Below are 26,428 nucleotides of genomic sequence, written 5' to 3'. Positions count from 1 at the left end.
TAGAAATTCCCCTAATCATGAAAAGCAGAAACAATCTCACTTCCGCCACAATTTCGATCTGCGCGATGTTGCTGTCAGCCTTACTGTTCGTGCAGGCACCTTCCGCAATCGCAGGAACGATCTACGACTTTGAACTTCTCGATAATGGCCGAGTGATTGCCGACAATGGAAACGACACCGCCTTTCCGTCGGTCATTCGAGTGCCAAGCTGGATACCCCCAGCTGAGCGGGCCGATGCCGATGCGAATTACTATATGTACTACGGCAATCATGGGGGAGAACGCATCCGCATGAAATGGGCCCAGTCGCTGGAAGGTCCCTGGACAACATTCGATCTGGGCGGCGAATACAATGGTCGGAATCGACGCGGGGTTTTCGATATCGACGCGGACTCGACCCGTGATACCTATGATCACGTCTCGGCCCCTGATGTCCATGTCGATGAAGCCAATCAGCAGATTGTGATGTACTTCCACGGCCAGAATCAGCCATCGACAACCACCTCCGGCGGGACTTCTGTGCCACGAAAGCACGAGAGCTTTGTCACCACCAGCGCCTCAGGACTGAATTTCAATGATCCCACACATGCCGGCGGCGAGTCAGGTCACGGCCCAAAGACCGTGACCGTGGACGATATCACGCGAGATATTTGGATCGGCGAAGACTATCAACGTGCCTTTGAAGTCGATGGCAGCTGGTATTCCATCGGAAAACGTGGAATTATCAATGCTTCGCCCAATCCGCTTGATCCTTGGGCGCCACTGGCTGGCAATCCCTTTGGCGAAGCTTGGACGCGCGAAAGTACGCCCAGCAGTTTATGGACCAGTGACGCCAACCCCGGAGGGCAGGACGACTATTATTCGCCGGCCGCATCGTTCATCGCATCCTCCGAATTTGCTGCTCATCCAAGGAATCCGCTACCTGGGGAACGTGTCCTATCAAACGGAAATGATGAACGGTTTAACCACGTGAGTGTGAATCTCATCTCTCCCGACGCGTTAGAGATATTCTTTTACGTGAGGGAAGCGAATTCCAGTGCACCTGACCGATACGACGATCTCTACCGCGTTGTTTTGGATGTGAGCGATTCAGATTTTGAAAACTGGGAAGTTGCTCGCGACTCCACCGGCCAAGCCTATTTCGATGTCGTGATCTCTGCTGAAGAGTTGCACGCCGCAGTTGAGACCGCAAACGGAATTGGTTCTGATCCTGACGACTACGCCGACCCCGTATCTCTCGGCGATAGTGACATTTTTGTAGACGAAGATGGCAGCAAATATCTCTTCCTATCTTATGTCTCAGACCAGAATGGTGGCGCACTGGGAGAAGGCCAAATTACTGGGGTCAAACTGAACCTTCATCCAGACTTCAACTACGACGACGAATTCGATGGGCTTGATTTCTTACAGTGGCAACGAGGAGATTCATTCAGCCCTCTCAGCGAATCGGACTTAGCTGCCTGGCAAACTAGTTACGGAGCAAGTTTAAACTCTCTTGCTGTAACCAATTCTGTTCCTGAACCAAGTAGCAGTTTGCTGTTGTTGATGGTCCTAGCCTTCGTGCCACGCCGGAACGTTATGAAGAATGCGTGGAGCGCATAGTGCTTTCGCCATGACTCAGACGTTGACTCGCGGATCTACAAGGATTGCAGCACGGGTGCAAATTCATGGCCACCGTTCCGGATGCCCATTGGTCTGCTTCGCGACGCCGTTAATCTTCGAGCAAGAAATTGATCACGTTGTCGCCCTGTTTCACGGTTTCACGAAGCGGGCTGGTCGACGACTGGTAGTACTTCACGGGTAGTACACCGTCGGGAGAAGGCAGCGGCTTTTCGACGCGGCTGCGGAAATCGGCGTTGACCTTTTTCTTGAGCGCTCGGAACTCTACTTCCGTGAGATAAGTCGTCGGAGGCCCTACATAGATAACGAACTCACCTGGCCGGTACTCTTCAGCCCGCTTGTGCTTCAGCACGTAAGTGCCGTCCTCTTGGACGACCCTGGCGGCGAGATATCCTTTGCCAGCCTGTTCGAAGAAGACTCTAGTATCGGCAGGTACCGGCTTGCCGCCGCAACTCACCTTACCTTTGACGTAGCTGATAGGTTCGCAATCCCCGCAACCCATGCTAGCTGCGCAGACGATCGCCAGCGGCAGCAGCCGCTCGTATGGTGCGTATCTCATCCTTGCCCTCCATTCGCTTGGTTCATTTCCATGGCCTAATCGTCAGTGTTGTCGATGCCGCCATCGTCTTTGGTAGCCAGTTGCTTAAGAATGAGGATTTCAGCATCGTCCGGTTCAAACTTGACAGCACCGTCGCCCATCGCGACATGAACTCCTCCTGGGGGAGGAGACAAGCGAAAAATTCGGCCCGCAGTTCGGGTGAACTCCAGGCAAATCCACGGAGTCGGCCTTGTGCTGGCGGACAGTGGTGGCGTGAAAGTGCCGCAACCCGGGACGATACGTTAGGCCGACGCCGCCCATTATGATGCCGCTGCGGCCGTAGGCATGTAACGGCTCACCGGCAGCGTCGTAGAAAAACGCCGAGACCTCTCCAAATAAAGCGATGTTAGATAGTCTGTTGGTGACGGCTGACAAACTCGACGTCTCGCTTGCGGGTGCCAAAATGTCATTAGGCGAAAATATGCCATTCGCGGCATTCCCGCCACAACAACTGCAACTGCCCTCAGCTTCTGGTTCGTCAAAGTGCGGCCGGGGATCTCTTGGGTTATCGTTCACACCGCCACTTAAGGCGATGTATTGCGGCCGGTTCGATTCTACGTCTCCCTGTTTCTCACTGCCTGGCGAGTGACGCTCAACGTTTACCAAATGTCGCTCCAGGTTGGGTCGACATCGGGCTTGCAGGAATCGTATTTGGTGCAATCGACGACAGAGATGGCATGCCGCATTTCCAGACGGGAACTACCACTTTGACCATCAACGTAGTGGATGGTCAGCCGACACTGGAAGTCAATACGACCACTGGCGAAATTTCCATTCTGAACGATACCGTCACACCGTTCGACATGAACTTCTACGAGATTGTAAGACCTAGCGGAGCACTCGCCCCGGGGACGTAGAATAGTTTTCAAGATCAAGACCTCGAAAGTAGCGGACCTCCGAATAACTCCGGCGACGGTAGGGAAGAACTTGGCACTCCCCACGATGGACAAATCGCCGAAGCGTATTGGCGGGGTAATCTGTTGCTTGGCAACAGTGATAGCGAGACAGTGGGCTCTGTCTTTGACAACTCCGTGTTCAGTCCCAATACGGATGGTAATCTACAATTAAACATCGGCCTGTCTGACGACTCGCTACTACCAGACAAAGTCGTTTATGTCACTTCCACTCCACCTGGCGATTTTGTGGCCGATGGCGACAGGTATGTCGCAGACTTGCTGAAATGGCAGCAAGATGCTTTAGGTGCTACCGCTTTAGATGCGTGGTTGGCTGGCTATGGGGTCCGACCACGCTTGTCTCGTCAGCTTCCAATGCGGTGCCTGAGCCAAGTAGCCCACTGGTACGAGCGATTCTTGCAGTAGCAAGCTCTTGCAGACGTCGTCATCAACCTTTCGACGGGTAAGTTGTACGAGCTAGAAGCACGTGGTAAAGTACCCGCGGTAGTTTACGTCGCCCGAGTTGGTGAAACGCGCGCTCTGGCCCCGATTACTCTTCTCAGGCAAGAAAAAGCGAGTCATGAAATGTTGAGAAAACCATATTTCTGGATCGCGACCATCGCCGTGCTGGTCCTGGCGGGCTATTACTACCAGTTGAGCGCCCCGCTCGCTAATCAGAAGTTCCCGGCTGAGCCCACGCGAATCCAATGTATCTTGGGCGGGCCTGATCCTTTTTGGAATGATGTTCTAGAGGGTGCCAAGGACGCGGCAGAGGAATTCAATGCCGAGCTTGAAACGGTAACTCCCGAGTCGAGCGAGACAGCAGTGAGTGAGCAAACCGCTGCGCTTCGCCATGTTGATCCGAAAAAGATCGACGCGCTGATGATCAGTCCTCTCGACCCTACCAATCAGACTAGACTTATCAGTGCAGCAGCGGCCGCTGTGGGCGTGGCCACCTTCGATAACCGAGCGCCCGATGCGCTGACTCATTATCACATTGGCGCCAATAATCATAATGGCGGTCGGTTATTGGCAGAATTGGTCCAACGTGCGTTGCCCGACGGCGGGGAAATCGCCCTTTTCGTGGGTGATAACTCCCGGGAGACTGCCCGCATCCGACGACAATTGTTGATCAATACACTTGCCGATCGCGAGAGTTTTACGTCAGTCAGTGACGAGCTAGACGCGCCGATTGAAGCTGGCAAGTACACGATCGTGGAAACCTACCTCGATCAGCGCGACGATGACCGTGCCCTGGAGAACGCTACCGACGCACTTCAGAACCATCCTGAAGTGCAATGCCTGGTCGGCCTATACAGCCGCAACGGTCCAGCTTGCGCGCAGGCCGTGGACGAAGCAGGTAAGACGGGTGACGTGCAGGTCGTCGCTTTCGATCACCTTGATGCAACGTTACAAGGAATTCGCAACGGCAAGATCATTGGTTCGGTCGTGCAGAAGCCCTATTTGTATGGCTATGAGTCCGTCCGCTTGCTCTGTTTGTTGCATCACGACAAAGCTTATGCTGTCCCGCAGGGATATTCGGGCACGTTGACCGTGGCCTGTCAGATCGTCGATAGCGACAACGTCGACGACTACCGGGAACAGCAGCCATCGACCTTAGCGGAGTAATCGACCACTGCCGACTTCGATAGCAGTGGCCTCGTAGACGGAGCGGATTTCCTGACTTGGCAAGCCAATGTTGGTTTCACCGCCCCCATTGATCTGCACCCGTTTGGTGACGCGAATGGTGACGATGCTATTGACGCTGCAGATCTCGCGATCTGGCAGAGCGAATATGGCAACGACGGTAGTGGTGGCGGTACTGCCCTTGTCCCACTGGGCGCTGGCGAGTCGATCAGTCTCGGCAATGCTTACGATGAGACGGTTGACGCCCAAGACTTGGTATTTAGCTACCACACCGCCGATGGCGTGGTTGTCGAGGTCGCCCCCCACTTACGTCACTTCGGCAGTGTCTTCCGCTTCAGCGGTCCCCGAGCCGACCACGCTAGCTATGGTTAGTTTGGTTCTTATGGGACTCATGGCACGTCGCAAGGAGCGTTGTGCGTAACGCTAGTTTCGAGGAATAGGTGTAATCCAAGGGCGGGGTGCCATCGTGTGATGGTGCCTCGCCTTTTATTGACACCGACGCGATGACTGCGAGGTTTTGAGACGATACGCACAAAGTCTACCAGGAGCACTATGTTTGTAGAGTGAGTACGTCCTTCGACTACCTCTGTCGCCGGGCGGACCGCGACCAAGCTTGACAAGCTCTGCGGGAATGTGCTCGACTGCTACACCGAGCACGAGTTCCGCAGGAAGTGTTCTACCGCTCGTAGTAGCGAACGCAGCTGTGCTCGAGCCTGGAATCTGTTTACTCGTGGCGTTGGGCTTGCTGACGCTGTTTATTCGTCGCCAACGCTTGGCCGGCTAGCAAACGCTCTTAAATAGTGGGTGTGGTAGCAGTGAGAGGTGGCACGGAATGAACCGCCGGCTCACAATGGCTCTTCGTCTGATATACTACTGCTGGATTTACAGCGGTAAAAGCCAATTGCTCTATCGGTAAAAGTTCAACGGAACGCCTGGCGAGATGACAGGATGGAAGGTGTACAGAGGATGTGTCGCTTCCGGCTCTTGAAGGATAAATTAGGGCAAGTTAAGAAAGAGACTCGCGCTTGCGCCGCATGCAGTATCAAATGACAGAACGTTTTAGGCCATTGACCATGAAATACTTGCTTCTCCTGTTTTTCGCATTTGGACCAGCGGCTTCGACTCTAGCTGACGAGAGTTCTGAATCTTCGGCAAAGGCAAAGCCGTTCATTCATCCCGGCCTGCTTCACAGTCGCGCCGAACTGGCATTCATCCGACAGAAGATCGAGGCCGGCGAACAGCCGTGGATATCCGCTTGGGAACGATTGCAATCGTCCCGGCCGTCGCGTTCCAGATCGCGTTCCAGATCACGGTCGCGATCCTCCAGATCGGTGGGATCAGCCTCACTGGAATACAAACCGAAGCCGTTTGCGAATGTGGTGCGTGGGGTAAGGAACAATCCTAATATTGGTAGTTCCGATTTTTCAAACGACTCGAGCGCTGCCTATACACATGCCTTGCAGTGGTGCCTTACTGGAAAACAAGAGCACGCGACAAAGTCGATAGAAATTCTAAATGGCTGGTCCGAAACGCTGGAGTCCGTTTCCGGCCACGACGCAAAGCTGCTGATCGGTATGGCGGGCATAGGCTTCTGCAATGCGGCAGAGCTCGTCCGACACACGGATGCCGGCTGGAATATCGATCAACAAGCACAATTCGAACGAATGCTTAGGAAGGTTTTCTATCCGGTGATTCAGGACTTTTATCCCTCAGCCAATGGCAACTGGGATGCGTCCATGATCCAGACAATGCTCGCAATGGGAGTTTATCTCGACGACCGAGAGATGTTCCAGCAAGCGGTCAACTATTACCTGCAAGGCAAGGGCAACGGCGCGATTCAGAATTACTTCAACGAGTTCGGTGAATGCCAGGAAAGCGGCCGAGATCAGGCACACACTCAAATGGGCATGGGGTTTCTCGGGTGTGCGTGCGAGATCGCTTGGAAACAGGGTGTCGATCTTTACGGGGCTGCCGACAATCGTCTCGCTCTTGGATTTGAGTACACGGCTAAGTTCAATCTCGGTGAAGACGTACCGTACGAACCCTACAGGAGCTTTGAGGGCAGGTACCACTATCGCACGATTTCATCAAATTCGCGGGGTCGATTCGCTCCGATCTACGAGCGGATCATTCATCACTATTGCGATCGGATGGAAGTCGATATGCCGTATAGTCGTAGAGTGGCAGAACAGCGACGCCCAGAAGGTTCATCGACAACCCACATACCATGGGGCACCTTGACGTCTTACGGATTGCCACGAGGCTTGAACCCGATCGAGGTAGCACCATAGACAGAAAGCTAGTACTTCTAGCTCTCGCAATGCCTGCTTGTCGAGGTGAAGTCTCGCTTACACGTGACCTGCCCACACGTGTGGAACCAGTCTCCAAGTTGCGGGAAGCAGCCCTTTCGGGCCTTCCTGCTGTCGGTCTCAGAGTGAATCAGGTTGTGATCCAACGCTATGCCCCACGACGAGGGAATCAGCCGGATAATGCGATGCTCTTGGCACAAGTTGTCCATTGATTGCTGCGAACTTAGCGCGTGAGCTCTACCAACTAAGCCGTTGCAGCCCGCTTTAGGGTCACCGACGAAGGCGATTCCGTTTCTACCGGCTTGCGAAGTGTGGCAGTGACCAGCTTCGAATTCCTGTACCACCGGTTATGAAGGGGTAGAGTGCGCTTGGTAGCTAGATTTCTACCCCCGCTGGGAATCGCCTCTTCGCCAGCTACACTGCGGTACTCCTCGGTTGCATTCTTCACGCCGGAATCCGCTGCTGTAAAGACCAGCGATTCGCCGAGATAGATTCCACTTCACAGAACGACTGTGATTGGTTGCTGAGCGCGTTGCGGCATCGTCCGAATCATGAGTGGCTGTTCTTTTGTTCCAGGATTCCCACCGGCGCCGATCTGGATCACGTACAGCTCGACACCAGTGCTTGCTGTTGCGAGCGGAACTAATTCCAGCTAGAAACTCAGCGGAAGAGTAGGGAGGATAGTGACTCCTATTACCATATTGCGACTGTTGCTCGGAGACATCCGATGTTAAGTGGCCGCGTTACTTGCCAATATCAGAGGGTGGTTCTGCCGACCCCCACTGTTTGTTGGGTGTGGCACCGAGAGTGAGTTCCAGCTTTCCGCCTGCGACAAGATCGCTGTGGCGAATCCAGCAGTCACTCAGTGGTTTGCCGTTGAGTGTCGCCGTCTGGATGTAGATATTTTCAGGGGACCGGTTTCTCGCCACGATCTCAAACTTATCACCAGGGTAGTAGGGGGCAGCCAGATTGATGGTGGTCTTCTCGAATAGTGGCGTTGTAATTTCGTAGATGGAGTCGACTGCCGCCCCTCCATCTACTTGAAACAGTCCGATCGCCATCAGCACGCCGAGAGCTCCCATTTGCCCCTGGTCTTCGTCGCCATGGTACCCGCCGTAGGGTGTAACATCGCCGTGTGCCTTAAGTTTGACTTCCCTCACCCACTTTTGAGAAAGCCACGGCTTGCCACTGTAGTTGAACAGGTGTGCCATCGCAGTCCCTGGTTGATTATCGTAGTCGACGACCATTTCAGCGTGCTTGCCATGATCCGCGACGAATCGCCTTTCGACGCTTTGGTCGAACGAACCGTTGAGGAATTGAGAGTAAGCCTCTTGGCCACCAAAGAGTTGAATAAGTCCCGCCATGTCGTGGGGCACGTAGTTGGAGTAGATCATCGAGTTGCTTTCGCAAAAGCCCTTGCCGTGAAATCCCTTTCCGTACGGCTGGAAGTTGGGCATCCAACTCCCGTCTTTCATCTTCGGACGCATTAGCTTCATCTCAGGATCCCAAAGGTTCCTATAGTTTTGCGATCGCTCCATGAATAGTCGGTAGTCTTGCTCCTTGCCGAGTGCTTTGGCGAATTGTGCGAGGCACCAATCTTGATAGGCATACTCGAGGGTCATGGCAGCTCCATCACGATGTGCTCCGCTCCCACCCATGTCTTCTGGTACATACCCCAAATCGACATAGAATTGCATGCCTCCACCATGAGCGTTCTTCTTGTGTTCGTATCCAGCGTGATCGCGGATGCCTCCGGGGAAGGCGTTCTTACGTAGCCCCTCGTAGGCTGCCTCGTAGTCGTAACTGCGTATTCCCTTGTTAAAGGCTGTGGCAAAAAATGAACTGGCTGGGTCGCCGATCATCACATAGGTGTAGTTCCCGCCCGACGGCCCACGCGGAATGAGCCCGCCGTCCCGATACATATCGATCATCGTTTCACAGAAACCGTCCATCACCTGAGGATAGGACATCGACCAGAGAATATTCAGAGACCAATGGCTTCCCCAGAGCGCGTCGAAGTTGTAGTGATCGAATACGGGGGTTCCGTCGCTACGCAGTCGCTTTTGCCGAACCTTTGGTTCTGGGCCGGTCATATCGCAATACTTGCCATCGACGTCGCTGATAATGCGTCGCCCTAGAAGCGAGTGCCACAGATCGGTGTAGAGCTTGGTTTGCTGTTGAAGTGTACCGCCACTCACTTGGATGCGACCTAGCCACTCGTTCCACTCGGAGGTCGATTCGGCAACTACTCGATCGAAATCCCAATGTGGCGATTCTGCCGCGAGGTTTTTCCGAGCACCTTCAATGCTGGTGTAGGAAATGGCCACCTTGGCGAGGACTTGCTCATCTTGTGTTGTAGCAAATTTGACCGCAGCACCGACGTTGGCCCCTTCCACCGATTCTGTTTCGCTTTGCAACTCACCTGCGGACCAACTGATGAATTGGGTGAACGGCTTGTTGAATTGGGCAACGAAATAGACGTAGGTGTCTTTGGGACGACGTGAAGTCTTCTCCATCAGCGCGTAGCCCGCTATTTCCGTCTCGCTTATCCGCTGGACTTTAGACGAAACCATCGGGCCATGACCCAAGAAAGCGCCAGTATCGAAGAGAATGTAACTCTCTTCGCTAGCCGGGAAGGTGTAGCGGTGCCAACCGACGCGGCACGTCGAGGTGAGCTCGGCAGCGATCTTGTAGCGATCCAAGTAGACTTTGTGGTACCCAGGGCGCACCACCTCATCGTCATGGGAATACTTGGATTCATAGGCATCCATTCCTAGATGCCCCTGCAGGGGACCCGTAGTTGGCATGACTGCAATCCCCGACATCTGCCAAGCATGCACGTGACTAAAGCAGCGAATCGTGTCATCGCCATACAGATAGCCACTCTTCCAGCTTCCCTCGGTTTGAGTATCTGGACTGAGATTAACCATGCCAAATGGTCGGCAAGCTGAGGAAAAGTAAAACCATCGCGAATTGTGCGTGTCGATCTGTGGATTGACGAACCTTGTCAGATCGGTGGTCTCGTCGGCGCGCAGGGCCGTTGTATTTAGTGCAGCGGTAGGCAATGCAGCCAGCAAAGCGGCTGCGAATAAGAAGAGTTTCATGCGATCGCTCTCAAATCTATGTTGAATCAAGTGATTGAATTATCTAGTTGCTGAAGTGCGTAGGCATAGGCTCCGATCGCGACTGCACGATTGGTCCCCAGTTGCGAAATCCCCACGCCGATTCGTTTCAGTGGGTCACAAAGAATTGTGCGGTCTGAGCGAGGCACAGCAATCTCCTTGGATTCACCGCGCAGGAAATCTCGCTGCGATTGCTCATTGGTCAAGTCATACACGCGCTGTGCTAGACGAGGGATTGTCTCTCCGTTGTACTTGCAGATCGTACCATTCATCTCCTGCACGAGTCGCGGCATGAACAGCGGAGCTGCTCCGGCTAGGCCGCCACCAATAATTGCCAATCCGTCGATCAGTGTCAGCGCGTTGGCCATCGCATCGCCCACGACTTCCCCTAAAGTTTCGAAGGCTTGCTGTGCCGCGACCTGGTTGCCTAGTTTCTGCCCCATCCCGATCTTGAAAATCTCTTTGGGCGGCGGGGCAGCGGCTGCATCGATTCCCGCTGCGGCTGCATAAGCTGACTGAACAGCACGAATACTTGCCCCCTCTTCAGCAAAGCAGTCGCTTCGGATCTTGTTCCTGAGTATCCAGATTTCGCCAGCTGCTGAGTTGTCTCCCAGAAACAGTTGGCCATTTTGCACGATTCCGCCACCAAACCCTGTGCCTAAGGTCACGGCAAAAAGATTCTGATACCGCTTAGGGCTACCGGCTTCGGCTAACATTCGATTGACTTCAGGCAGCAGCCCCGCTATGGCTTCTCCGTAGGCAAACAAGTCGCCATCGTTGTTGATGTACACCGGTAAGTCGAAATGACCTTCGAGCATGGGCCCCACTGCAACCCCACCCTGATAAGCCGGAAGATTCCCCACGTTGTAGATGATGCCCCGTGGATAGTCGGCGGGACCAGGGAAAGCAAAACTAATAGCAGACGGGCGCTCTGAAAGCTGGCCCACGAGCTGCTCGAATCCCGAGATCAAGTTGTTGAGACTAGCCTCCAGATCGTTCGCTTCCGCGGGCAGAGTGACCGGCTGGGTCATCTCTTCTCCTTGCCGGATGGCAGAGAAAGCGAAATTCGTACCGCCGGCGTCCAGTGTCAGAACGATGCGGTTATCTGTCTGGTAATTCATTGACACAGTTCGAAGCTTGCAGGGCAGGGCGGCTAGATTAGGAGGCTATCAACTAAGCTTTGCGGACCTAGCGTGGCACCACCAGCCGTAGAATGCGATGTAAACATAGCTGAGCACGGGAACTAAGAAGGCATGACGGATACCAAACCGATCAGCGGCCGCACCCATCACCAGCGGAAACAGTGCACCACCGACAATCATCATCACCAATAGCGATGAACCTTGCGAGGTATGTTCTTTTAGGCCTTCGATCGCCAGTGTGAAAATATTCGACCACATGATGGAATTGAACAGCCCTGCCCCTAACGCTGCCCACAGGGCAACCTTGCCCGTCGTGAGGGCTGCCACGATAAGCAAGGCAATCAGGAACACGGAGAACACAGACAGCACCATGGCAGGTCTGCCTTTGCCAATCGCGAACGCAACCAAGCAAAGCCCGACCATCGCGGCAAACGGCCATAGAGTCTTCAGCTCGATGAATTTTGTCACAAGCTCTCCGTCCTTGAAATCTACAGCTGTGACAATGTAGATGAGTGCCATGACTGCCGCCGCCGTGGCGATCATATACACAGGTTTGCGCCCTGGGTTTTCCATGTCACACATCGCAATCGAGCCGCATAGGCGACCAATCATGGCACCACCCCAATAGAACGCCAAATAGGTAGTAGCTAGTGGTTTCGCCCAGCCCATCACGTTTTCGTTGCCCATGAAGTCGATCAGATAGCTGCCAATGGCAACTTCCGAACCAACATAGAGAAAGATCGCGGCCATTCCTAAACGGAGTTGTGGAAAGCCCAACGCACTCGATTTCTCATCTTGAACTGAGTCACCTCCGATCGAAGGCAAGTGAATGAACCACACCACACCAGCAAGCACAAGACATACGCCGGCAAAAATTAAGTACGGTGTCTTAAGGGCATCCAAAGCCAATTCACCCTCACTAGCAAACACCTTGTAAACCAGTAGCCCTCCTGCAATTGGGGCGAGGGTAGTGCCTAACGAATTTAGCCCCTGAGCAAGGTTCAGACGGCTCGAAGCATTTTCTGGCTTCCCCAGGATTGCTGCATACGGGTTCGCGGCAATTTGCAGCAGTGTCACACCGGTAGCTAGTAAGAAGAGCGCGCCGAGAAAAAAAGCATACGAGCCCGCCGCGGCGGCCGGTGAGAACAAGGCGCACCCTCCCGCGCAAATACACAACGCGATGACAATGGTCCGTTGATACCCGATCCGGTTAATAGGATCGCCACTCTTAGTTGATATAAAGAAGTAGAGAAGCGAGATGACGAAAAACGCGCCGAAAAATGCAAACTGCACCAGTCCAGCTTGAAAGTAGGTCAGATCGAAGGTCTTCTTGAAAAACGGGATCAGCACGTCATTCATGACCGTGAGGAAACCCCAGAAGAAAAACAGGAACGTAACCGTCACAAATGGCGTATGAGAGGTTGGCCCTGTTTCCAAAGACGATGAGTTAAGGGTGTTCACGGGCTCACTGGTACTGCCTGCCATGATCAATTCACTTTCCGGAGTGATTTCTGTGTGGGTTGGTTTCTTAGTGTGGCGAGTGACAATGGAATTGTAATGGCAAAGAAGCACAGAACGAAAGTGCTAGGCTCGGGAACAACGGCAGAACTGGGCTGCGGGGCCATGCTTCCGTAGTTGTCTTGCCACTCAGTCAGCTCACTTGCCGACAGGCCATGTTGTTGCCAATAGAGAAAATCTACCCCATCAACATTACCGTCACCGTCAAAGTCGCCCTCAGACGTGGCGTTGACGATTTCTACCATTAGCAAACTGGCACCGTAGTCGATGTCCCACGCAAGTCCGTCCGCGAGTGACGGTAGGAAGAGGTTATCGAAAGTGTCGCTCAGCGAGTTGTAAGAAAGTAGCTCGAACGTATCGCCGAGTTCCAAAGTCTGGCCCGGGGCAAGTAGGAGCTGGAAATCGCCATCCAGGACAGCATCCGAGCCAATCGCAATAAGTGCCTCTAACGTGGTGTAGGAGTTGATCTGGCCACTGCCCATTTCAAAACCGACTGAGAGATCAAGTAGACCTGCACCCAACTTCGTGAGATCATGGCCATTGAGATCAAGCCCGCCATCAAAGACCAGGCTTGCACCGGGAAGCACCTGCACATCAACGGAACCGACAAGCGACGTATCGACGGAAATTCGATGACTTCCCATCCTCGCATCGATCGCCGAGCTCTCTGTAGGGTGACCGGTTGTCAATTGCCCGCTGCCTTGCAGTTGGTATTCGTGGTCGCTGAAGAAGGTAACGCCCTGGGCATAGGTGGTACTGGCGATCGTCACCGTGCTGGCTTGATCGATCGCATTCCCGAAGTAAGCCCAAGCGTTATTGTCGACCTTTGCATGGTTCGTCCAGTTGTCATCGCCAGACCAGTCTCCGCTACCCTCGGCATTCCACACGCGTGCCGTGGCTTCGGGGTGGACTTCCTGCAATCGTACGTTATCGAGGTTCACCACGTTATTGCTGCCCGACTCGACGCCGTCGAAACGGATGACGGGGCGAACGAATCGAGTTCCCTCAGGGGCCACAAAACGGCCGCTGAGGTAGGTGCGGTACACCGTGTCGTTGGGGTCACTCCCATCGACACTGCTCTCAAACCCGTCTCGCTTTACAGCAAACGCTGGATCGATCTCGGTTTCAGAATCCTGTAGAGAAATCGACGCGAGGGTTTCGTCGTCGGCTCCGTAGAACTCCAGAGCTAGGTAGGTATCGGCGTCATAATGAGCGCTGTCCTCGTTGGCAAACTGCACGTCCAACGACAATTGGTACGCCACGCCGGTCAGGTCGACGTCCGCATCACCGATCCCACTTTGGGAAATCCTACCGGTATTGCCGACAGAGTTAGTCAGCATCAATGCCGATCCGCTGCCGTCGCCACTGTTATCTTCCACGTTGGCGAACAATGCGTTGCCTTCTGCCTGCCACCCAGCAATTACCTTTGTGCCGTTGTTGGAGCTCCCTAGATCAAGACTAGGGTTCTCGACGAGGTTGGGTCGGTGGTAAATCACGACCGAAGTGACGGCGTTGCCCACGGCGTCGAAACTAACGTTGTTGTTACTGGCTGTAGCCGGGCCCAGCGCAGCGTAGGCGTCGGTCCGCAGGCTGTTGTCCTCATCGGTAGTACGGATCAGGCGGGTCGACAATACTTGGCGATCCAGCACATCGAAACTGTACTGCTGGGAAGTGTTATCTCCCCCTTCGTTGTTGACCACCACGTTCGTGATACCGGTTCGCGGGTCGTAGGCGGCGGTGATATCGTCTTGGTTTGCTAGCTCGATGATTTCTGACCCAGGACGGATGAACGCTGAGTACTGTTTAAACGCGAAGTACTGGTCCTGGACGTCAAACCTAGGGTTGTTTCCATTGAAATTCGAGAGGGCCAGCCCCCAGCCGCTACCATTGTTGTCTTCAATTGCCTGCCAGTAGGTCCAGCCGGCGGCGTCCAGGTAGCGGATGTCGTTGTTGATCTGTCGGGCGAGCCGCGTTGCGCCTTGTCCGGTACCGTATTCCGTGGCGTAGATCTTCAGGCCGTCTGGGCTGACCGCGTTGAACAGATTCTGGGAGTCGCTTGGTAAGCTAGCCCCGTTAAATCCATAGCTGTGTGTGTTTACTTGCGAGAGGTAGCTTTTCGCGGTGTTGGTAAGACTGCCGTTGTTCCAAGAATCCGCCGATTGATCTGTTGAGGTCTCCTCCAGGCCAACCAGCTTGATATTGGTTCCCCGGTTTGCGATCTCCGACCCGAACTCCTTAATCAATCGGTCTTGATAAAATCCGGCCGGGACGCCCATGCCCTCCTGGTTGGAGTTGCCATTCCAGAAACCCGACCCGGGCTCGTTCATCGGGGCCAAGGTTTCGAAATGAATGCCGAGATTCGTCTCGAAGTGATCGACGACTTCCAGCATGTAGTGGGCGAACTCGTCGTTTCGGGCCGTGCTCAAGTTTGAGCCGCCGCCACTGATGCCGTTGGATTGCAGATTGCGCGTCAACCACCAGGGGGCGGAGTTGGCGAACGCCTCGACATTGGACACACCGTGATCGATGGCCATGTCCAAAATCAACCGCTGGGTCGCGTCGGCGTTCCAGTCCCATTGCCAGGTGCTGGTATCGGAGAAATCGGTCGGCTGGTCCGGCACCCAACCGTCCATCTTTGCGCCGGGACGCGTGATGTTCTGGATCGACGTGTCGGGGTTCGAGCCGGCCCCGATATTGTAGCGCAAGAAGTTCATCCCCAAGCCGTTGTTCGGATCGAAAAAGATATCGACCAGGTCTTCACGGCCCTGGGCGTTGGATTGGCCGCCAACTTCATTGCCCCACCAGGCCAGCGAGGTGCCCCAGTATTCGAACCGGTGATTGTGGTACGAAGTAGTGGTACCAATGTCAATTGCACGAGCCAGTGGAGCACTTGAGCAATAGGCTACAATCGCAAGTAAGGCGAATAGGATTCGAAGGAAAGACAAGTGTTGATTCCTCTTGGTCGTTGGGTTTCTAGTGTCGAGTCCTACGAGGAGCGAGTATTGCAGTCTGGGTCGATTCTGGTACGAGAACATCTAACTCACTGTAGAACTCTTTTGCAGCGGCTTCGGCACCAGCAACGACTTGCATCCAAGAGAAACTGGTCCTACTGAGATGCACTTGATGTGAGTTGGACTTCCAGCGTTCGAGTCGGCTGCTCTGCCGGCGGTGGATAAACAGTAATACAAAGCGATACCTCGCAGTAAAACTGCAACGATCGAAAATGCGGGGCGATCTAGCATAGCAACGGTCCGAGTCGTCATTCCTAGATACTTCTATTCTACCCACTGCCTACATTTCCCTCCGCATACGAAAGTCATGTTTTTATGCCAATAAAGTCTGTCTTCGCGGCTTTTCTAATGTTCTTCGTGTTTCGCCTGCGAGGTGCAGTTGAGTAAATGCTTCGACAATCTCGACTAGGATGGTCTTAGCGGATTACAAACACCCCGCGATCTCTTCCGTAGCTAAGAAAGCTTATAGCAAACAGGAATAGACAACTGGGTTCGGGGACGACCGCAGTCGCCGTACTTGCGGTTGAAGCTCCCGACTGCCCATAGTTGGTTTGCCAATTGGTCAGCTCGGCTGCCGACAGACCATCGGTTTGCCAAGTGAGAAAGTCCAGGCCATCGACGAAGCTGCTGCCATTGAAATCACCGGGGAGGCCTGCGGAGAGAAAGTCGGAGACCAGTACCATATCGCTCGCACTGTCGTAAGAAACGAGGAAGGAACCCTCGCCACCTATGGTGTCGATCCGCGCCCCATTGGCCACATTGTTGAATGAGCCCATCAAGGACGTGGCGCTTAACACCAGGAAGCTATCTGAAGCCATAGGAGCAAACAGTCCGCCGCCATCGTCGATCAGTAAAATGGTTAAGTCGCCAGCCTGTGTAACCGTATCTGCCATCAACTGGTCGTACTCGCTTCCAGCAGAAGTTCCATCCAACTCGATCTCAAGAATGGAGCCGGACTCGGAGTCGATGGTTTCAACGTTGAGCTGTACAAGGCTCGCTCCAGGAGCAAGCAGCTCCCAAAGAAGTAACGCCCGTACCTTTGCCTAGTAGCAGCGAGACAGAAACAGCGTTGAAGTTTGAACATCGGGCAGTTTTGTAAGAACGGATTTTGAGTGAGAGTAAGTGACGAGGCGAGTGCCTTGAACTCAAGCTGCACTCAACTTTCCCAAAGCGGCATTCTATTTCACGCCTAGAAATACCGAGTTTCTAGACCGCTCTGCCCAGCTTGCTGGAAAACACCGTGCTTCCAGAGGTATTACGCAGATACCGTAATGCTTCCCAGTGGGTATTCGCAAAAAGTAGCCATCGTTATCGCAGAAAGCAGGTTTTTATTGGAACTTTATTGAGCAGGTCGAAAAGTGGTGGCTAACCACCACGCCCTCCCTTCTGTCACGGCATCAAAAAAACTTGACAATTAAGAAAATTAGGGTAATTGCAGACTTTCTGCGATAAACTGCAGCGTGAGTTGCGGAAGGATAAGTATGTGACCGGAAGTACGGCATCCCTTATCGAAAGAGTCAGATGAGCGGAAAATCAACTGATTCCCAGTTCGTTGACATCCTGAGCTCTAACCAAGCGCGGATGCGAGCTTATGCAATTTCGATGGTAGGCAATCCCAGCGACGCTGACGACCTACTACAAAATGCTTGCCTTACTTTGTGGGAGAAACGAGATAACTACGACGCTGATCGAGAATTCTTCCCTTGGGCATGCGGCTTTGTGCTAATTGAGATCCTGCGTCATCGAAGGAAGAAAGCGACCGACAAATTGATGTTCGATGATGCCCTCGTCAAGTCGCTTTCAGCAGAATATGAGAAGTACTCATACGAATATGATATTCGCCGAGAACAGTTGCATCTGTGCCTTGGCCGACTAAACGCCAAAGATCGAAACTTGCTGAACGATCGATATTGCCAGAATGCAGAGCCAAAGAACATATCTCAACGACGCGGATTGCCTCTCCCGACGGTTTATGGTTCCTTGTCTCGGATTCGGCGCTTGCTGCATCGCTGTATTGAAACACAGCTGGCTCAGCGGTCGTGATTTAGAATGAGTTACCCACAATGGAAGTGAATGGACGTTAATGGACGCAATTCGACTACATACATTGGTCTCTGGCTGGATTGATAAATCAATCGCTCCGGAAGAAATGCGCGAATTGGCAACCGCGTTGAAGGAAGATGCCAATACACGACGACTCTATCTCAAGTACATGAGCGTCCACGCGGAGCTTTGTAGTCTAGAGGCTGCCCAAGATTATTTCGACTCGATAGACGCGAATCAGACCGAATGCAGCGGCAAAACGCACAGCAACCAAGGAAACAACGTAAAACCGGAGCCTGCGTCCCGTAAGAGTAGCTCTACAGTTCGGAACTGGGGGCTCTTCGCAATCGCATCTGGGCTGTTATTGGCGATAGGGATTTGGCAGTCAGCAGACCGCTGGGATCTCAATCGATCTAGGCCGACGGCAGAATTTCAGATTCTGGACGCACTCAAACCGATCTCTGAAGACTGCACTTGGTACGTAGAGCAAACTCCCCGCCTTCGCGCAAATTTGTGTATGCCTGGTGATGTAATTCGAGTTACAAAAGGAAAGCTTGAGCTGAAATACGCTCACGGTAGCAAAGTTGTGCTGCACGCGCCCGCAGCCTATGAACTGATCAGCAACATGAAGGCGCGAATTCTCTTGGGCCGTTTGACCGCGACGGTGTCCGACCAAGCCAAAGGATTCTCTGTACTGACCCCTCGCGCCATGGTCGTGGATCTGGGCACCCAGTTCGGAGTCGAAGTGAACAACGACGGTGCGACCGATGTGGTAGTGTTCGAGGGCGAAGTCGATGTCGACTACAACGACCATACGGATCGTAATAGTGCCCAGCGACTGCGTATGGGCGAAGCGGTGCATTTGGATGCGATCGGTACTGCCAGCCGCATTGTGTCGATCAATCGGCGCACCTACTCCAGCAAGTCTCTGGAATCCTTCTCAAGACCTGCTGTTATTTCAGAGGTCCACGACAACATCGAGCGAAGCTCTTCGATGTTGAATTACTACGAGATAGTACCGCAGGGCATGCAGGAAGACGCGTTTGCCTTCGTTGATCGGGTTGCTCACCAGTGGAACGGTGTCACGCCAGCTGGCATGCCACCTTACTTGCTGGGCGGTGACTATGTGAAAACATTTAATAGCGACAAGTTCAACCCGGACATTCAAGTCAGCGTGAAGGTTGATGTGCCTTGTAGACTGTATGTGCTGTTCGACAATCGACTTCCAGCGCCTGCTTGGTTAAAACGTGATTTCCAAGACACGGGCGACGAAATCGGTTTAGACACTGGACCGTATCAAACGTACAACCATGCTTGGCACAACCAAGGTCCCTCGGGCGTAGGCCCAGGCGAGAGTGTCGAGGACACCCTCTCCGTGTGGGTGAAGGTGGTTGCCGAGCCGACAGTCGTGTTCCTGGGCTCGACTGAGGCACCGGAGTCCGAGCCCAATATGTACGGAATTGTGGCCGTGTCGTTGGATGCGCAGTAGTGCGATACTTTGTTGCTGAGGCACCGGGCAGATGCCTCGGCAAATTGATTCTGAGGGGGCTACAATTTAGTTGTTCGCGTTATACCAAGGAACGTCGACTTTGAGCCAGTAGCGGGACGCATTGCCGTAAAACAATACTGAATGGTAGGCAAGAAAAATTACCGACGCCACTTAAATCAACTCAGCCTTTTCACGGATATATTAAAGCAACGATTGCCTTATCTTTCGCAGCTCCTTGTCCATAGCCTACATCTTCGTTCTTCCTCGCAATCAGTAGCTTGGCGACCTTAAAGGGAAGCCGGTCTGAGTGCGAATTTGCCCTCTGTTTGAGGTCAATTTAGGCTCGCCGGTACACGAAAAAGTTATTTCTCAAAAAGGATTAGAAAAATGGCTTCTAGCAAACTGATTCGAGAAGGCCTGCTTTGCTTTAAGCGTAAGCCGCGCCACAATCATCGGCGGGCATTTACCTTGGTTGAGCTGTTGGTGGTGATTGCCATCATTGGCGTGTTGGTTGGTCTCCTGCTGCCGGCCGTGCAAGCTGCCCGCGAGGCAGCACGGCGTGCAGAATGCACCAACAAGTTAAGGCAAATCGCTCTGGCGATGCATCTCTACCATGATTCACACGAGACTTTCCCACCGGGGGCCCAGAGGGATGGCACAGGAATTCAAAGCAATTATTTTTCCGGCTGGACTCGTGAGGTACTTCCCTATATGGAAAGCACACAACTTCGCGAGCTCTATCGCCCTGCTATGTCTTCTGGTACACCGCTGTCGGTGAGCGCGCCGGGTGACCCGAGTCTTCAGCAATTCCGTGAAACGTTCATTGGGACTTACAATTGCCCTTCGGATATTGAGCCCGCTCTGGTGGTACCTGCCAGTGGACCGACCAACGGCCAGCTGTTCGCAACTTCGAGTTATGTAGCGAACGCGGGGCGTGGAGATGGCTCCCTGACGTGGTATCTCTACGAAGATTTACCTTCGAGTAGTGGCGCATTCAAGACTACAGGTGCGCACTGGGGCTGGCGTGGCCCTCTGCATGTCGAAGTTGCTCCTCAGTTCCCACAGCCTGCCGACCGATTGACTCGTGAATCAATGAGGAATATTGCGGACGGGACTACCCAAACGCTCCTCTTGGCAGAGAGTAGCAACGAGTACGAACCGCGACGTCCGTTCTGGGCATGGACTTGGGGCAATTACATAATGGCTCAGCCGATTGCCCAGGATCGCGTTTTTGATGGCAACTACCTCGAATGCCCCAATAGCACTGGAACGAGTGGTGCCTACCCAGGGTCGGGCAAGAGAGCCTGTATGTCGGCTTTTTGGGCCATGCATCCCGGCGGCATGAATGGCGCAATGTGCGATGCATCGGCTCGCTACATTTCATTCGATATCGATTTACTCGCATTTGCTGCCATGGGAAGCATTGATGCGGCGGATGACGAAAACTGGGTGGCACCGAAATCAGGCCGGTTTTGACGCTCGGGAGCAGCCGGAATCTCATAACGCCAATCGTCATACCCTCTGCCAATACCCAGCGCCCAACCGTGTCGCATAAATCTCGGGGCTCCGAGCGTTGCCCATAAAGCTTTCGTCTTACCCCTCTGGTACGCATCGTCCATGGTCACCCACAAGCTTGCTCGTATTCGACTTCCCCTACTTGCCCTCCTAGCAGTTACGCACCTTGCAGGTTGCGGTGGGGGCGCCGGTCTTGTCCCGGTTGAGGGGCGAGTCACGCTCGACGGCAATCCCTTTGAGAAGGTAAAGGTCTTGTTTTATCTTCCCGGAGGAGGCCCCGAGACAAACTACACAGCCATAACGGATGCTGATGGCCGCTTCTCCTTGACGTCGCTCGATGGCGAACAGTCTGGAGTTGCGCCGGGGTCGTATTCCGTAAGCTTGACCACGAATCATTGGGCACCCGATGCGCTAGAGACCGACCCTCCCCCGCGCGAACTTGTGTCGCCCCACAATCGCGATCACAAATTTGAAGTGCCGGCCGAGGGCACGAATGAAGCCAATTTTGATCTGTCTAGTAAATAGTTGGCCATCGTAGGATTCCCTGCTGTCGATCGACAAAATGGCATGTAGAATCCATGCTCGGTTTTCTTTGCCAATCGATTTCACCAGAGGTCGTAGTTCGCCTGATGAATACACCTACCAAAATATTAGCTCGTTTCCAATTTGCACCGTTACTTTGTTCTCTTCTCGCTCTGCCTTGTAATGCAGAAATTGCGGAACACGATGTCTGCGTTTACGGTGGCACAGCCAGCGGGGTCACTGCAGCGGTTGAAGTAGCACGACAGGGGAAGTCAGTCGTCCTCCTGGAACCAGGGCAGCACATCGGAGGCATGACGTCCGGAGGTTTAGACGCTACAGACATCGGCAATAAGGATGTCATCGGTGGTCTAAGCCGTGAATTCTACCGGCGAGTCGCCCAGCACTATGCCAAGGATGAATCTTGGACGCAGGAATCTCGCGAAGAGTTTTTCGCCGAGCGTTCTAAACGTACGAAACTTGCAGAAGTTCAAGGCGAGAACGCTACCATGTGGACCTTTGAGCCGCATGTCGCCGAGCAGATTCTCAAGCAGATGCTTGAAGAAGCCAAGGTGCCTGTCCGTTTGGGACAACGTCTTGCCCTGGTGAAGAAAGATGGCGAGCGTATTACCGAAATACTAGTCGAGGGTGGAGATGTCATCCGGGCAAAGATGTTCATCGATGCCACCTATGAGGGCGACTTGATGGCCATGTCGGGAGTGAGCTACCGTGTAGGGCGCGAGGCGAATGCTCTATACAATGAGACCTTGAATGGAATCCGAGCTGAGACACCGAAGAATCAAATCTATGGCAGCGTAGATCCTTATGTCACGCCTGGTGATCCCATGAGCGGACTCATCCCGCTGATCCAGCGCGGCAGCGGGGGCATTCCGGGCGACGGCGATCAACGCGTACAGGCCTACAACTTCCGACTTTGTTTTACCAACATTCCAGAGAATCGCCGAGCGCTAGAGCCTCCCGCCAACTACGACCCGGCACGCTACGAGCTGGCTGCCCGCCGTGTTGAGAAGATCGTCGCTGCCAATAAAGTCCCCACGATTCAGCAGTTCTGTCACCCCGTCTGGATGCCTAACGGCAAGACGGATATCAACAACAGCCAAGGGATTTCCACCGACTTCATTGGGGAAAACTACGATTACCCGGATGCCGATTATGCAACGCGAGCTGAAATCTGGCAGGCACACGAGGATTACATTCGAGGATTCTGGTACTTCATGTCAACCAGCCCCCGCATGCCCGAAAGCCTGCGAGCCGAGTTTCAATCATTTGGGCCCTGCAAAGACGAGTTCCAGGACACCGACGGCTGGTCGCATCAGTTATACGTTCGCGAGGCGCGGCGGATGGTGTCGGATTATGTGATGACCGAGCATAATTGCCGCAGCAAAATCATTGCCGAAGATCCGGTCGGAATGGCAGCCTATGGAATGGACTCGCACAATTGCCAGCGCATCGTGCAGGGCGGTGCCGCTCGCAATGAAGGTGATGTTCAGGAGCACGGTTTGAAGCCGTATCCAATTTCTTATCGTTCCATCGTCCCTAAGGAAACTGAGTGTGAGAACCTCCTCGTGCCGGTGTGTGTGTCTGCAACGCACATCGCTTTTGGTTCGATTCGCATGGAACCCGTCTTCATGGTGCTTGGTCAATCGGCCGGCACTGCTGCCGTGCTGGCAATTGAGGAAGGCCTCTCGGTCCAACAAATAAACTTCAAGAAGCTTCAAAGCCGAATTCTCGCAAATGGCCAGGTGCTGGAACGGCCCATGAAATCCAAGTCGGCAGCGAAGTCAAAACCCAAGGCACCAAAGATTGTGTGCTTCGGAGACAGCATTACGAAACGAGGGTTTCCTGCGGAGTTGGAAAAACTACTGGGTGTAGAGATTCTCAACTCAGGGATCGCTGGCAACACAACGCGACATGGCCTGCGGCGAATGAAGCAGGATGTGCTCGACCACCATCCCGAGATCGTGGTGATCCTGTTTGGAACTAATGACAGTCGTCTGGCCGAGGGGCACGTTCATGTTCCCGTGGATCAGTACTCCCGCAATCTAGATGAAATGGTTAGAGCCTGCACGAATCGCAGAATCCATGCCGTACTCTGTACATTGCCTCCCATAGACGCCGAGCCCTACTTTGCGCGCCATCGAGTGGAGAATTTCACGAAGGCCGGCGGTCTTACTAAAGTGCTCGAGGACTATCGCGATGCAGCCTTGCAAGTTGCCAAAAAACTTGATGTCCCGAGTGTCGACTTGTATCGTTTGTTAGGAGCAGAGCCTAACTGGATGCACAGCGACGGGGTACATCCGTCACCAGAAGGAAATCGGATTATAGCCCGACTCATTGCGAAGCATGTCCAGAACCCAATCAACAAACAAGACTGATAAGCAAACCATCGAACTCACAACTCACAACACGGCCAAGCAGATGAGAAGATTCATGCGAGTATTCCTTGTTGCACTGGCAGTAGCCTTGCAAGTCGGCAGCGTCATGGCTGCTCCAAAATCTGACAATCCGTCTGACGAGCAGCAACCCGACAAGATTGTCGAATACAAGGTTATCGACGGAGTGAAATTGAAGCTGCACGTCTTCAATCCAGCTAATCACCAAGTTACCGATAAGCGACCTGCCATCGTATTCTTCTTCGGCGGGGGGTGGAATGGGGGGACCGTCAAGCAGTTCTTCCCGCAGAGTGAGTATCTCGCTTCTCGGGGCATGGTTGCCATTTGCGCGGACTACCGCGTGAAGAGCAGGCACAAGACAACCCCGCAAGAGTGCGTTAAGGATGGCAAGTCGGCCATTCGGTGGACCCGCGCTCATGCTAACGAGTTGGGTATCGACCCAGATAGGATCGTAGCCTCAGGCGGTTCGGCCGGTGGGCATGTTGCAGCGGCGGCCGCGCTAACGGACGGGTTCAACGAGACTGGCGAAGATACGTCAATTAGTTGCCTCCCTAATGCGCTCGTCCTCTACAACGCAGTCTTCGACAACAGTGAGACAGGCTACGGCTACTATCGCGTGAAAGACTACTGGCAGGAGATCTCTCCGCTGCACAACATCGACGAGGAGGCTCCCCCCACGTTGGTTCTCCTTGGTACCAAAGACGACCTCATCCCTGTAGCCACCGCCGAAGAGTATAAGAAGAGAATGGAGGCGGCTGGTGTTCGATGCGATTTGCGATTGTATGAGGGAGCACGGCACGGATTCTTCAATCAGTCAAAGCCGGAAACTAAGTATCAGGAAACCCTAATAGAAACTGATCGATTCTTGAGTTCATTAGGATACCTTGAAAGGCAATTTCCTTCGATGAAGGTCGCCAAAGATCTGTCAGACGATCGCGACGCTCGGATGGCTTGGTGGCGTGAAGCCAAGTTTGGCATGTTCGTCCACTGGGGCGTCTATTCCGTAGTCGGAGGAGAATACAAAGGGCAAAAACTTCCCAACAGTGCAGAATGGATGATGAACCGAGGGAAGATCCCCATAGCCGAGTACAAGAAATATGCCGATCAATTCAACCCAACCAAGTTCGACGCGGACGAGTTCGTCAATATGGCCAAAAACGCTGGCATGAAATACATCGTCATTACCGCTAAGCACCACGACGGGTTTTCCATGTTTGGCTCTCAGGCCACTGACTACAATGTGGTCGATGCCACTCCCTTCAAGCGTGACATCATGAAGGAACTTTCCGAGGCCTGCCAGAAGCAAGGGATTCGACTTGGCTTCTACTACTCGCAGGCGCAGGACTGGCACCATCCCGGTGGCATGGGCAACAACTGGGACAAGACCCTCGAACGCGTGAGCAATGATCAATACGTTCGCGAGAAGGCCTATCCCGAGGCGAAACAACTACTGACTGAATATGGCCCGATCAGTATTTTCTGGTGGGACACGCCGCGGAAAATGAGCAAGGAAGCGCTTGATAGCCTCTATTCAACTAGGTTTCTGCAGCCCGGCCTCATCACGAACGATCGTCTGGGTGAAGGTTATCCAGGCGACCATAAGACTTTTGAGCGAAAGATTCCCCCCGTCGGTCCGACCGCCCAGGATTGGGAGGTTTGCATGCCCATCAGCGGCAGTTGGGGCTACAAACGAGGTGACAATAACTTCAAATCAGTACAGACTTTGATTCGCAACCTTGCAGATATCGCGAGCAAGGGTGGAAATTACTTGCTCAACGTTAGCCCGACAGGTGAAGGGACTTTGCTCCCCCAAGCAGTCGAGCGGCTAGAAGCCATTGGCGCGTGGATGAAGATCAATAACGAGTCGATCTACGGGACGACCGCCAGCCCCTTTGGCAAACTAGAGTGGGGACGCTGTACAAAGAAGACGGCCGGGGATGAAACCATCCTGTATCTGCACGTGTTCGACTGGCCCGACAGCGACGAATTGTTGGTGCCCGGCTTGAAGAGTACAGTTCAGGAAGCGTTCTTGTTGGCCGACAAAAACCCCCTAAAAACTCGCCTGACGGAGGCGGGAGTACTGGTTTCCTTGCCTTCCAATGCGCCTGACGAGAATGATAGCGTTATTGTGCTGAAGGTGCAGGGAGCATTGGATATCGACAGCGATTCCTCCCTTGAGCAACAGGACGGATCGCTGGTTCTGACCGCCGAAACGGCCTTCCTCCATAACAATGAAGGCAGCCGAGACATACAAGTGCAAGGTGCAGAAGGCACTCCTAATATCGGCTACTGGACTGATGCCCACGCTTGGGTCGAGTGGTCGGTGAAATTCGACCAACCGGGAACGTACGAAGTATCGGCAGAAATGGCTATCGAGAAAGCGAAGTCCAGCTTCCGCATTGGTTTGCCGGAGAAGCAGGTCACGGTGGAAGTCACCTCCACAGGCGGGTATGGCTCCTATACGGAGAAGTTTCTCGGTACGATAAAGATTGAGCAGGCGGGAACTTACAGCCTGCAGATCATTCCCGAAGCAGACAGTTGGCAGCCAATCAATCTTCGAAAGCTGAGACTAAAGTTGAAGTAAACTAC

The 26,428-nt window shown here is 53.6% G+C and carries 20 protein-coding genes; 12 read left to right on the top strand and 8 right to left on the bottom strand.

Going from position 1 to position 26,428, the window contains the following annotated elements:
- Positions 1–17: 17 nt before the first annotated feature.
- Positions 18–1,601, top strand: a complete 1,584-nt coding sequence (locus tag HG15A2_RS20225) for a hypothetical protein (protein ID WP_145062727.1) — start codon at positions 18–20, stop codon at positions 1,599–1,601.
- Between the two features lie 109 nt (positions 1,602–1,710).
- Here HG15A2_RS20225 and HG15A2_RS20220 read toward each other — a convergent pair whose 3' ends face one another.
- On the bottom strand, positions 1,711–2,178 hold the full coding sequence (locus HG15A2_RS20220) for a hypothetical protein (protein ID WP_145062725.1): 468 nt from the start codon (positions 2,176–2,178) through the stop codon (positions 1,711–1,713).
- Positions 2,179–2,213: 35 nt separating this feature from the next.
- Positions 2,214–2,351 carry a DUF1559 domain-containing protein gene (locus HG15A2_RS24295; protein ID WP_218932135.1) on the bottom strand — a complete coding sequence of 46 codons (138 nt, stop codon included), beginning with the start codon at positions 2,349–2,351 and terminating at the stop codon, positions 2,214–2,216.
- Positions 2,352–2,894: 543 nt separating this feature from the next.
- Between HG15A2_RS24295 and HG15A2_RS20215 the strand changes: the two genes are divergently transcribed.
- From HG15A2_RS20215 to HG15A2_RS20205, 3 genes are all read left to right on the top strand, one after another.
- Positions 2,895–3,074 carry a hypothetical protein gene (locus HG15A2_RS20215; protein WP_145062722.1) on the top strand — a complete coding sequence of 60 codons (180 nt, stop codon included), beginning with the start codon at positions 2,895–2,897 and terminating at the stop codon, positions 3,072–3,074.
- Positions 3,075–3,224: 150 nt separating this feature from the next.
- On the top strand, positions 3,225–3,536 hold the full coding sequence (locus tag HG15A2_RS20210; protein WP_145062720.1) for a hypothetical protein: 312 nt from the start codon (positions 3,225–3,227) through the stop codon (positions 3,534–3,536).
- Between the two features lie 159 nt (positions 3,537–3,695).
- Positions 3,696–4,739 (top strand): substrate-binding domain-containing protein, encoded by a 1,044-nt coding sequence (locus HG15A2_RS20205; RefSeq protein WP_145062718.1) that lies wholly within the window; start codon positions 3,696–3,698, stop codon positions 4,737–4,739.
- Here HG15A2_RS20205 and HG15A2_RS24290 read toward each other — a convergent pair.
- Positions 4,728–5,063, bottom strand: a complete 336-nt coding sequence (locus HG15A2_RS24290) for a hypothetical protein (RefSeq protein ID WP_218932134.1) — start codon at positions 5,061–5,063, stop codon at positions 4,728–4,730. The two genes, HG15A2_RS20205 and HG15A2_RS24290, sit on opposite strands and share 12 nt — an antisense overlap.
- Between HG15A2_RS24290 and HG15A2_RS25225 the strand changes: the two genes are divergently transcribed.
- Positions 4,978–5,178, top strand: a complete 201-nt coding sequence (locus HG15A2_RS25225; protein ID WP_391483905.1) for a PEP-CTERM sorting domain-containing protein — start codon at positions 4,978–4,980, stop codon at positions 5,176–5,178. The two genes, HG15A2_RS24290 and HG15A2_RS25225, sit on opposite strands and share 86 nt — an antisense overlap.
- Positions 5,179–5,830: 652 nt before the next feature.
- Positions 5,831–7,048, top strand: a complete 1,218-nt coding sequence (locus HG15A2_RS20195; protein WP_145062715.1) for an alginate lyase family protein — start codon at positions 5,831–5,833, stop codon at positions 7,046–7,048.
- 761 nt (positions 7,049–7,809) lie between these two features.
- Here HG15A2_RS20195 and HG15A2_RS20190 read toward each other — a convergent pair.
- The 5 genes from HG15A2_RS20190 to HG15A2_RS20170 all read right to left on the bottom strand — a co-directional run bounded on the left by HG15A2_RS20190 (position 7,810) and on the right by HG15A2_RS20170 (position 16,791).
- Positions 7,810–10,170 (bottom strand): GH92 family glycosyl hydrolase, encoded by a 2,361-nt coding sequence (locus HG15A2_RS20190; protein WP_145062713.1) that lies wholly within the window; start codon positions 10,168–10,170, stop codon positions 7,810–7,812.
- A 26-nt stretch (positions 10,171–10,196) separates the two neighbouring features.
- On the bottom strand, positions 10,197–11,309 hold the full coding sequence (locus HG15A2_RS20185) for an ROK family protein (protein WP_145062710.1): 1,113 nt from the start codon (positions 11,307–11,309) through the stop codon (positions 10,197–10,199).
- A 48-nt stretch (positions 11,310–11,357) separates the two neighbouring features.
- Positions 11,358–12,815 carry a sugar MFS transporter gene (locus tag HG15A2_RS20180; RefSeq protein WP_145062708.1) on the bottom strand — a complete coding sequence of 486 codons (1,458 nt, stop codon included), beginning with the start codon at positions 12,813–12,815 and terminating at the stop codon, positions 11,358–11,360.
- A gap of 2 nt (positions 12,816–12,817) precedes the next feature.
- Positions 12,818–15,793 carry a glycoside hydrolase gene (locus HG15A2_RS20175; RefSeq protein WP_218932132.1) on the bottom strand — a complete coding sequence of 992 codons (2,976 nt, stop codon included), beginning with the start codon at positions 15,791–15,793 and terminating at the stop codon, positions 12,818–12,820.
- Positions 15,794–16,275: 482 nt separating this feature from the next.
- The gene (locus HG15A2_RS20170; RefSeq protein WP_145062701.1) at positions 16,276–16,791 is read right to left on the bottom strand and encodes a hypothetical protein; all 516 of its coding nucleotides are present in this window, start codon (positions 16,789–16,791) and stop codon (positions 16,276–16,278) included.
- 589 nt (positions 16,792–17,380) lie between these two features.
- Between HG15A2_RS20170 and HG15A2_RS20165 the strand changes: the two genes are divergently transcribed.
- From HG15A2_RS20165 to HG15A2_RS24705, 6 genes are all read left to right on the top strand, one after another.
- A complete protein-coding gene (locus tag HG15A2_RS20165; protein WP_145062699.1) occupies positions 17,381–17,902 on the top strand; it encodes a sigma-70 family RNA polymerase sigma factor in 522 nt (173 codons plus the stop codon).
- Positions 17,903–17,942: 40 nt separating this feature from the next.
- Positions 17,943–19,391, top strand: coding sequence for a FecR family protein (locus HG15A2_RS20160; protein WP_145062696.1), 1,449 nt, complete (start codon positions 17,943–17,945; stop codon positions 19,389–19,391).
- A gap of 387 nt (positions 19,392–19,778) precedes the next feature.
- Positions 19,779–20,867, top strand: coding sequence for a DUF1559 family PulG-like putative transporter (locus tag HG15A2_RS20155; protein WP_145062694.1), 1,089 nt, complete (start codon positions 19,779–19,781; stop codon positions 20,865–20,867).
- Between the two features lie 141 nt (positions 20,868–21,008).
- Positions 21,009–21,431 carry a carboxypeptidase-like regulatory domain-containing protein gene (locus HG15A2_RS20150; RefSeq protein WP_145062692.1) on the top strand — a complete coding sequence of 141 codons (423 nt, stop codon included), beginning with the start codon at positions 21,009–21,011 and terminating at the stop codon, positions 21,429–21,431.
- A 104-nt stretch (positions 21,432–21,535) separates the two neighbouring features.
- Positions 21,536–23,821 carry an FAD-dependent oxidoreductase gene (locus tag HG15A2_RS20145; RefSeq protein WP_145062689.1) on the top strand — a complete coding sequence of 762 codons (2,286 nt, stop codon included), beginning with the start codon at positions 21,536–21,538 and terminating at the stop codon, positions 23,819–23,821.
- Complete coding sequence (locus HG15A2_RS24705; RefSeq protein ID WP_246117805.1) at positions 23,790–26,423, top strand: alpha-L-fucosidase; 2,634 nt, start codon at positions 23,790–23,792, stop codon at positions 26,421–26,423. Before HG15A2_RS20145 ends, HG15A2_RS24705 begins: the two co-directional genes overlap by 32 nt.
- Positions 26,424–26,428: the final 5 nt, after the last annotated feature.

The organism is Adhaeretor mobilis (genome assembly GCF_007741515.1).
Classification (GTDB): Bacteria; Planctomycetota; Planctomycetia; order Pirellulales; family Lacipirellulaceae; genus Adhaeretor; species Adhaeretor mobilis.
The sequence above is the reverse complement of the archived record's forward strand: the minus strand, read 5'-3'. Positions and strand labels throughout refer to the sequence as shown.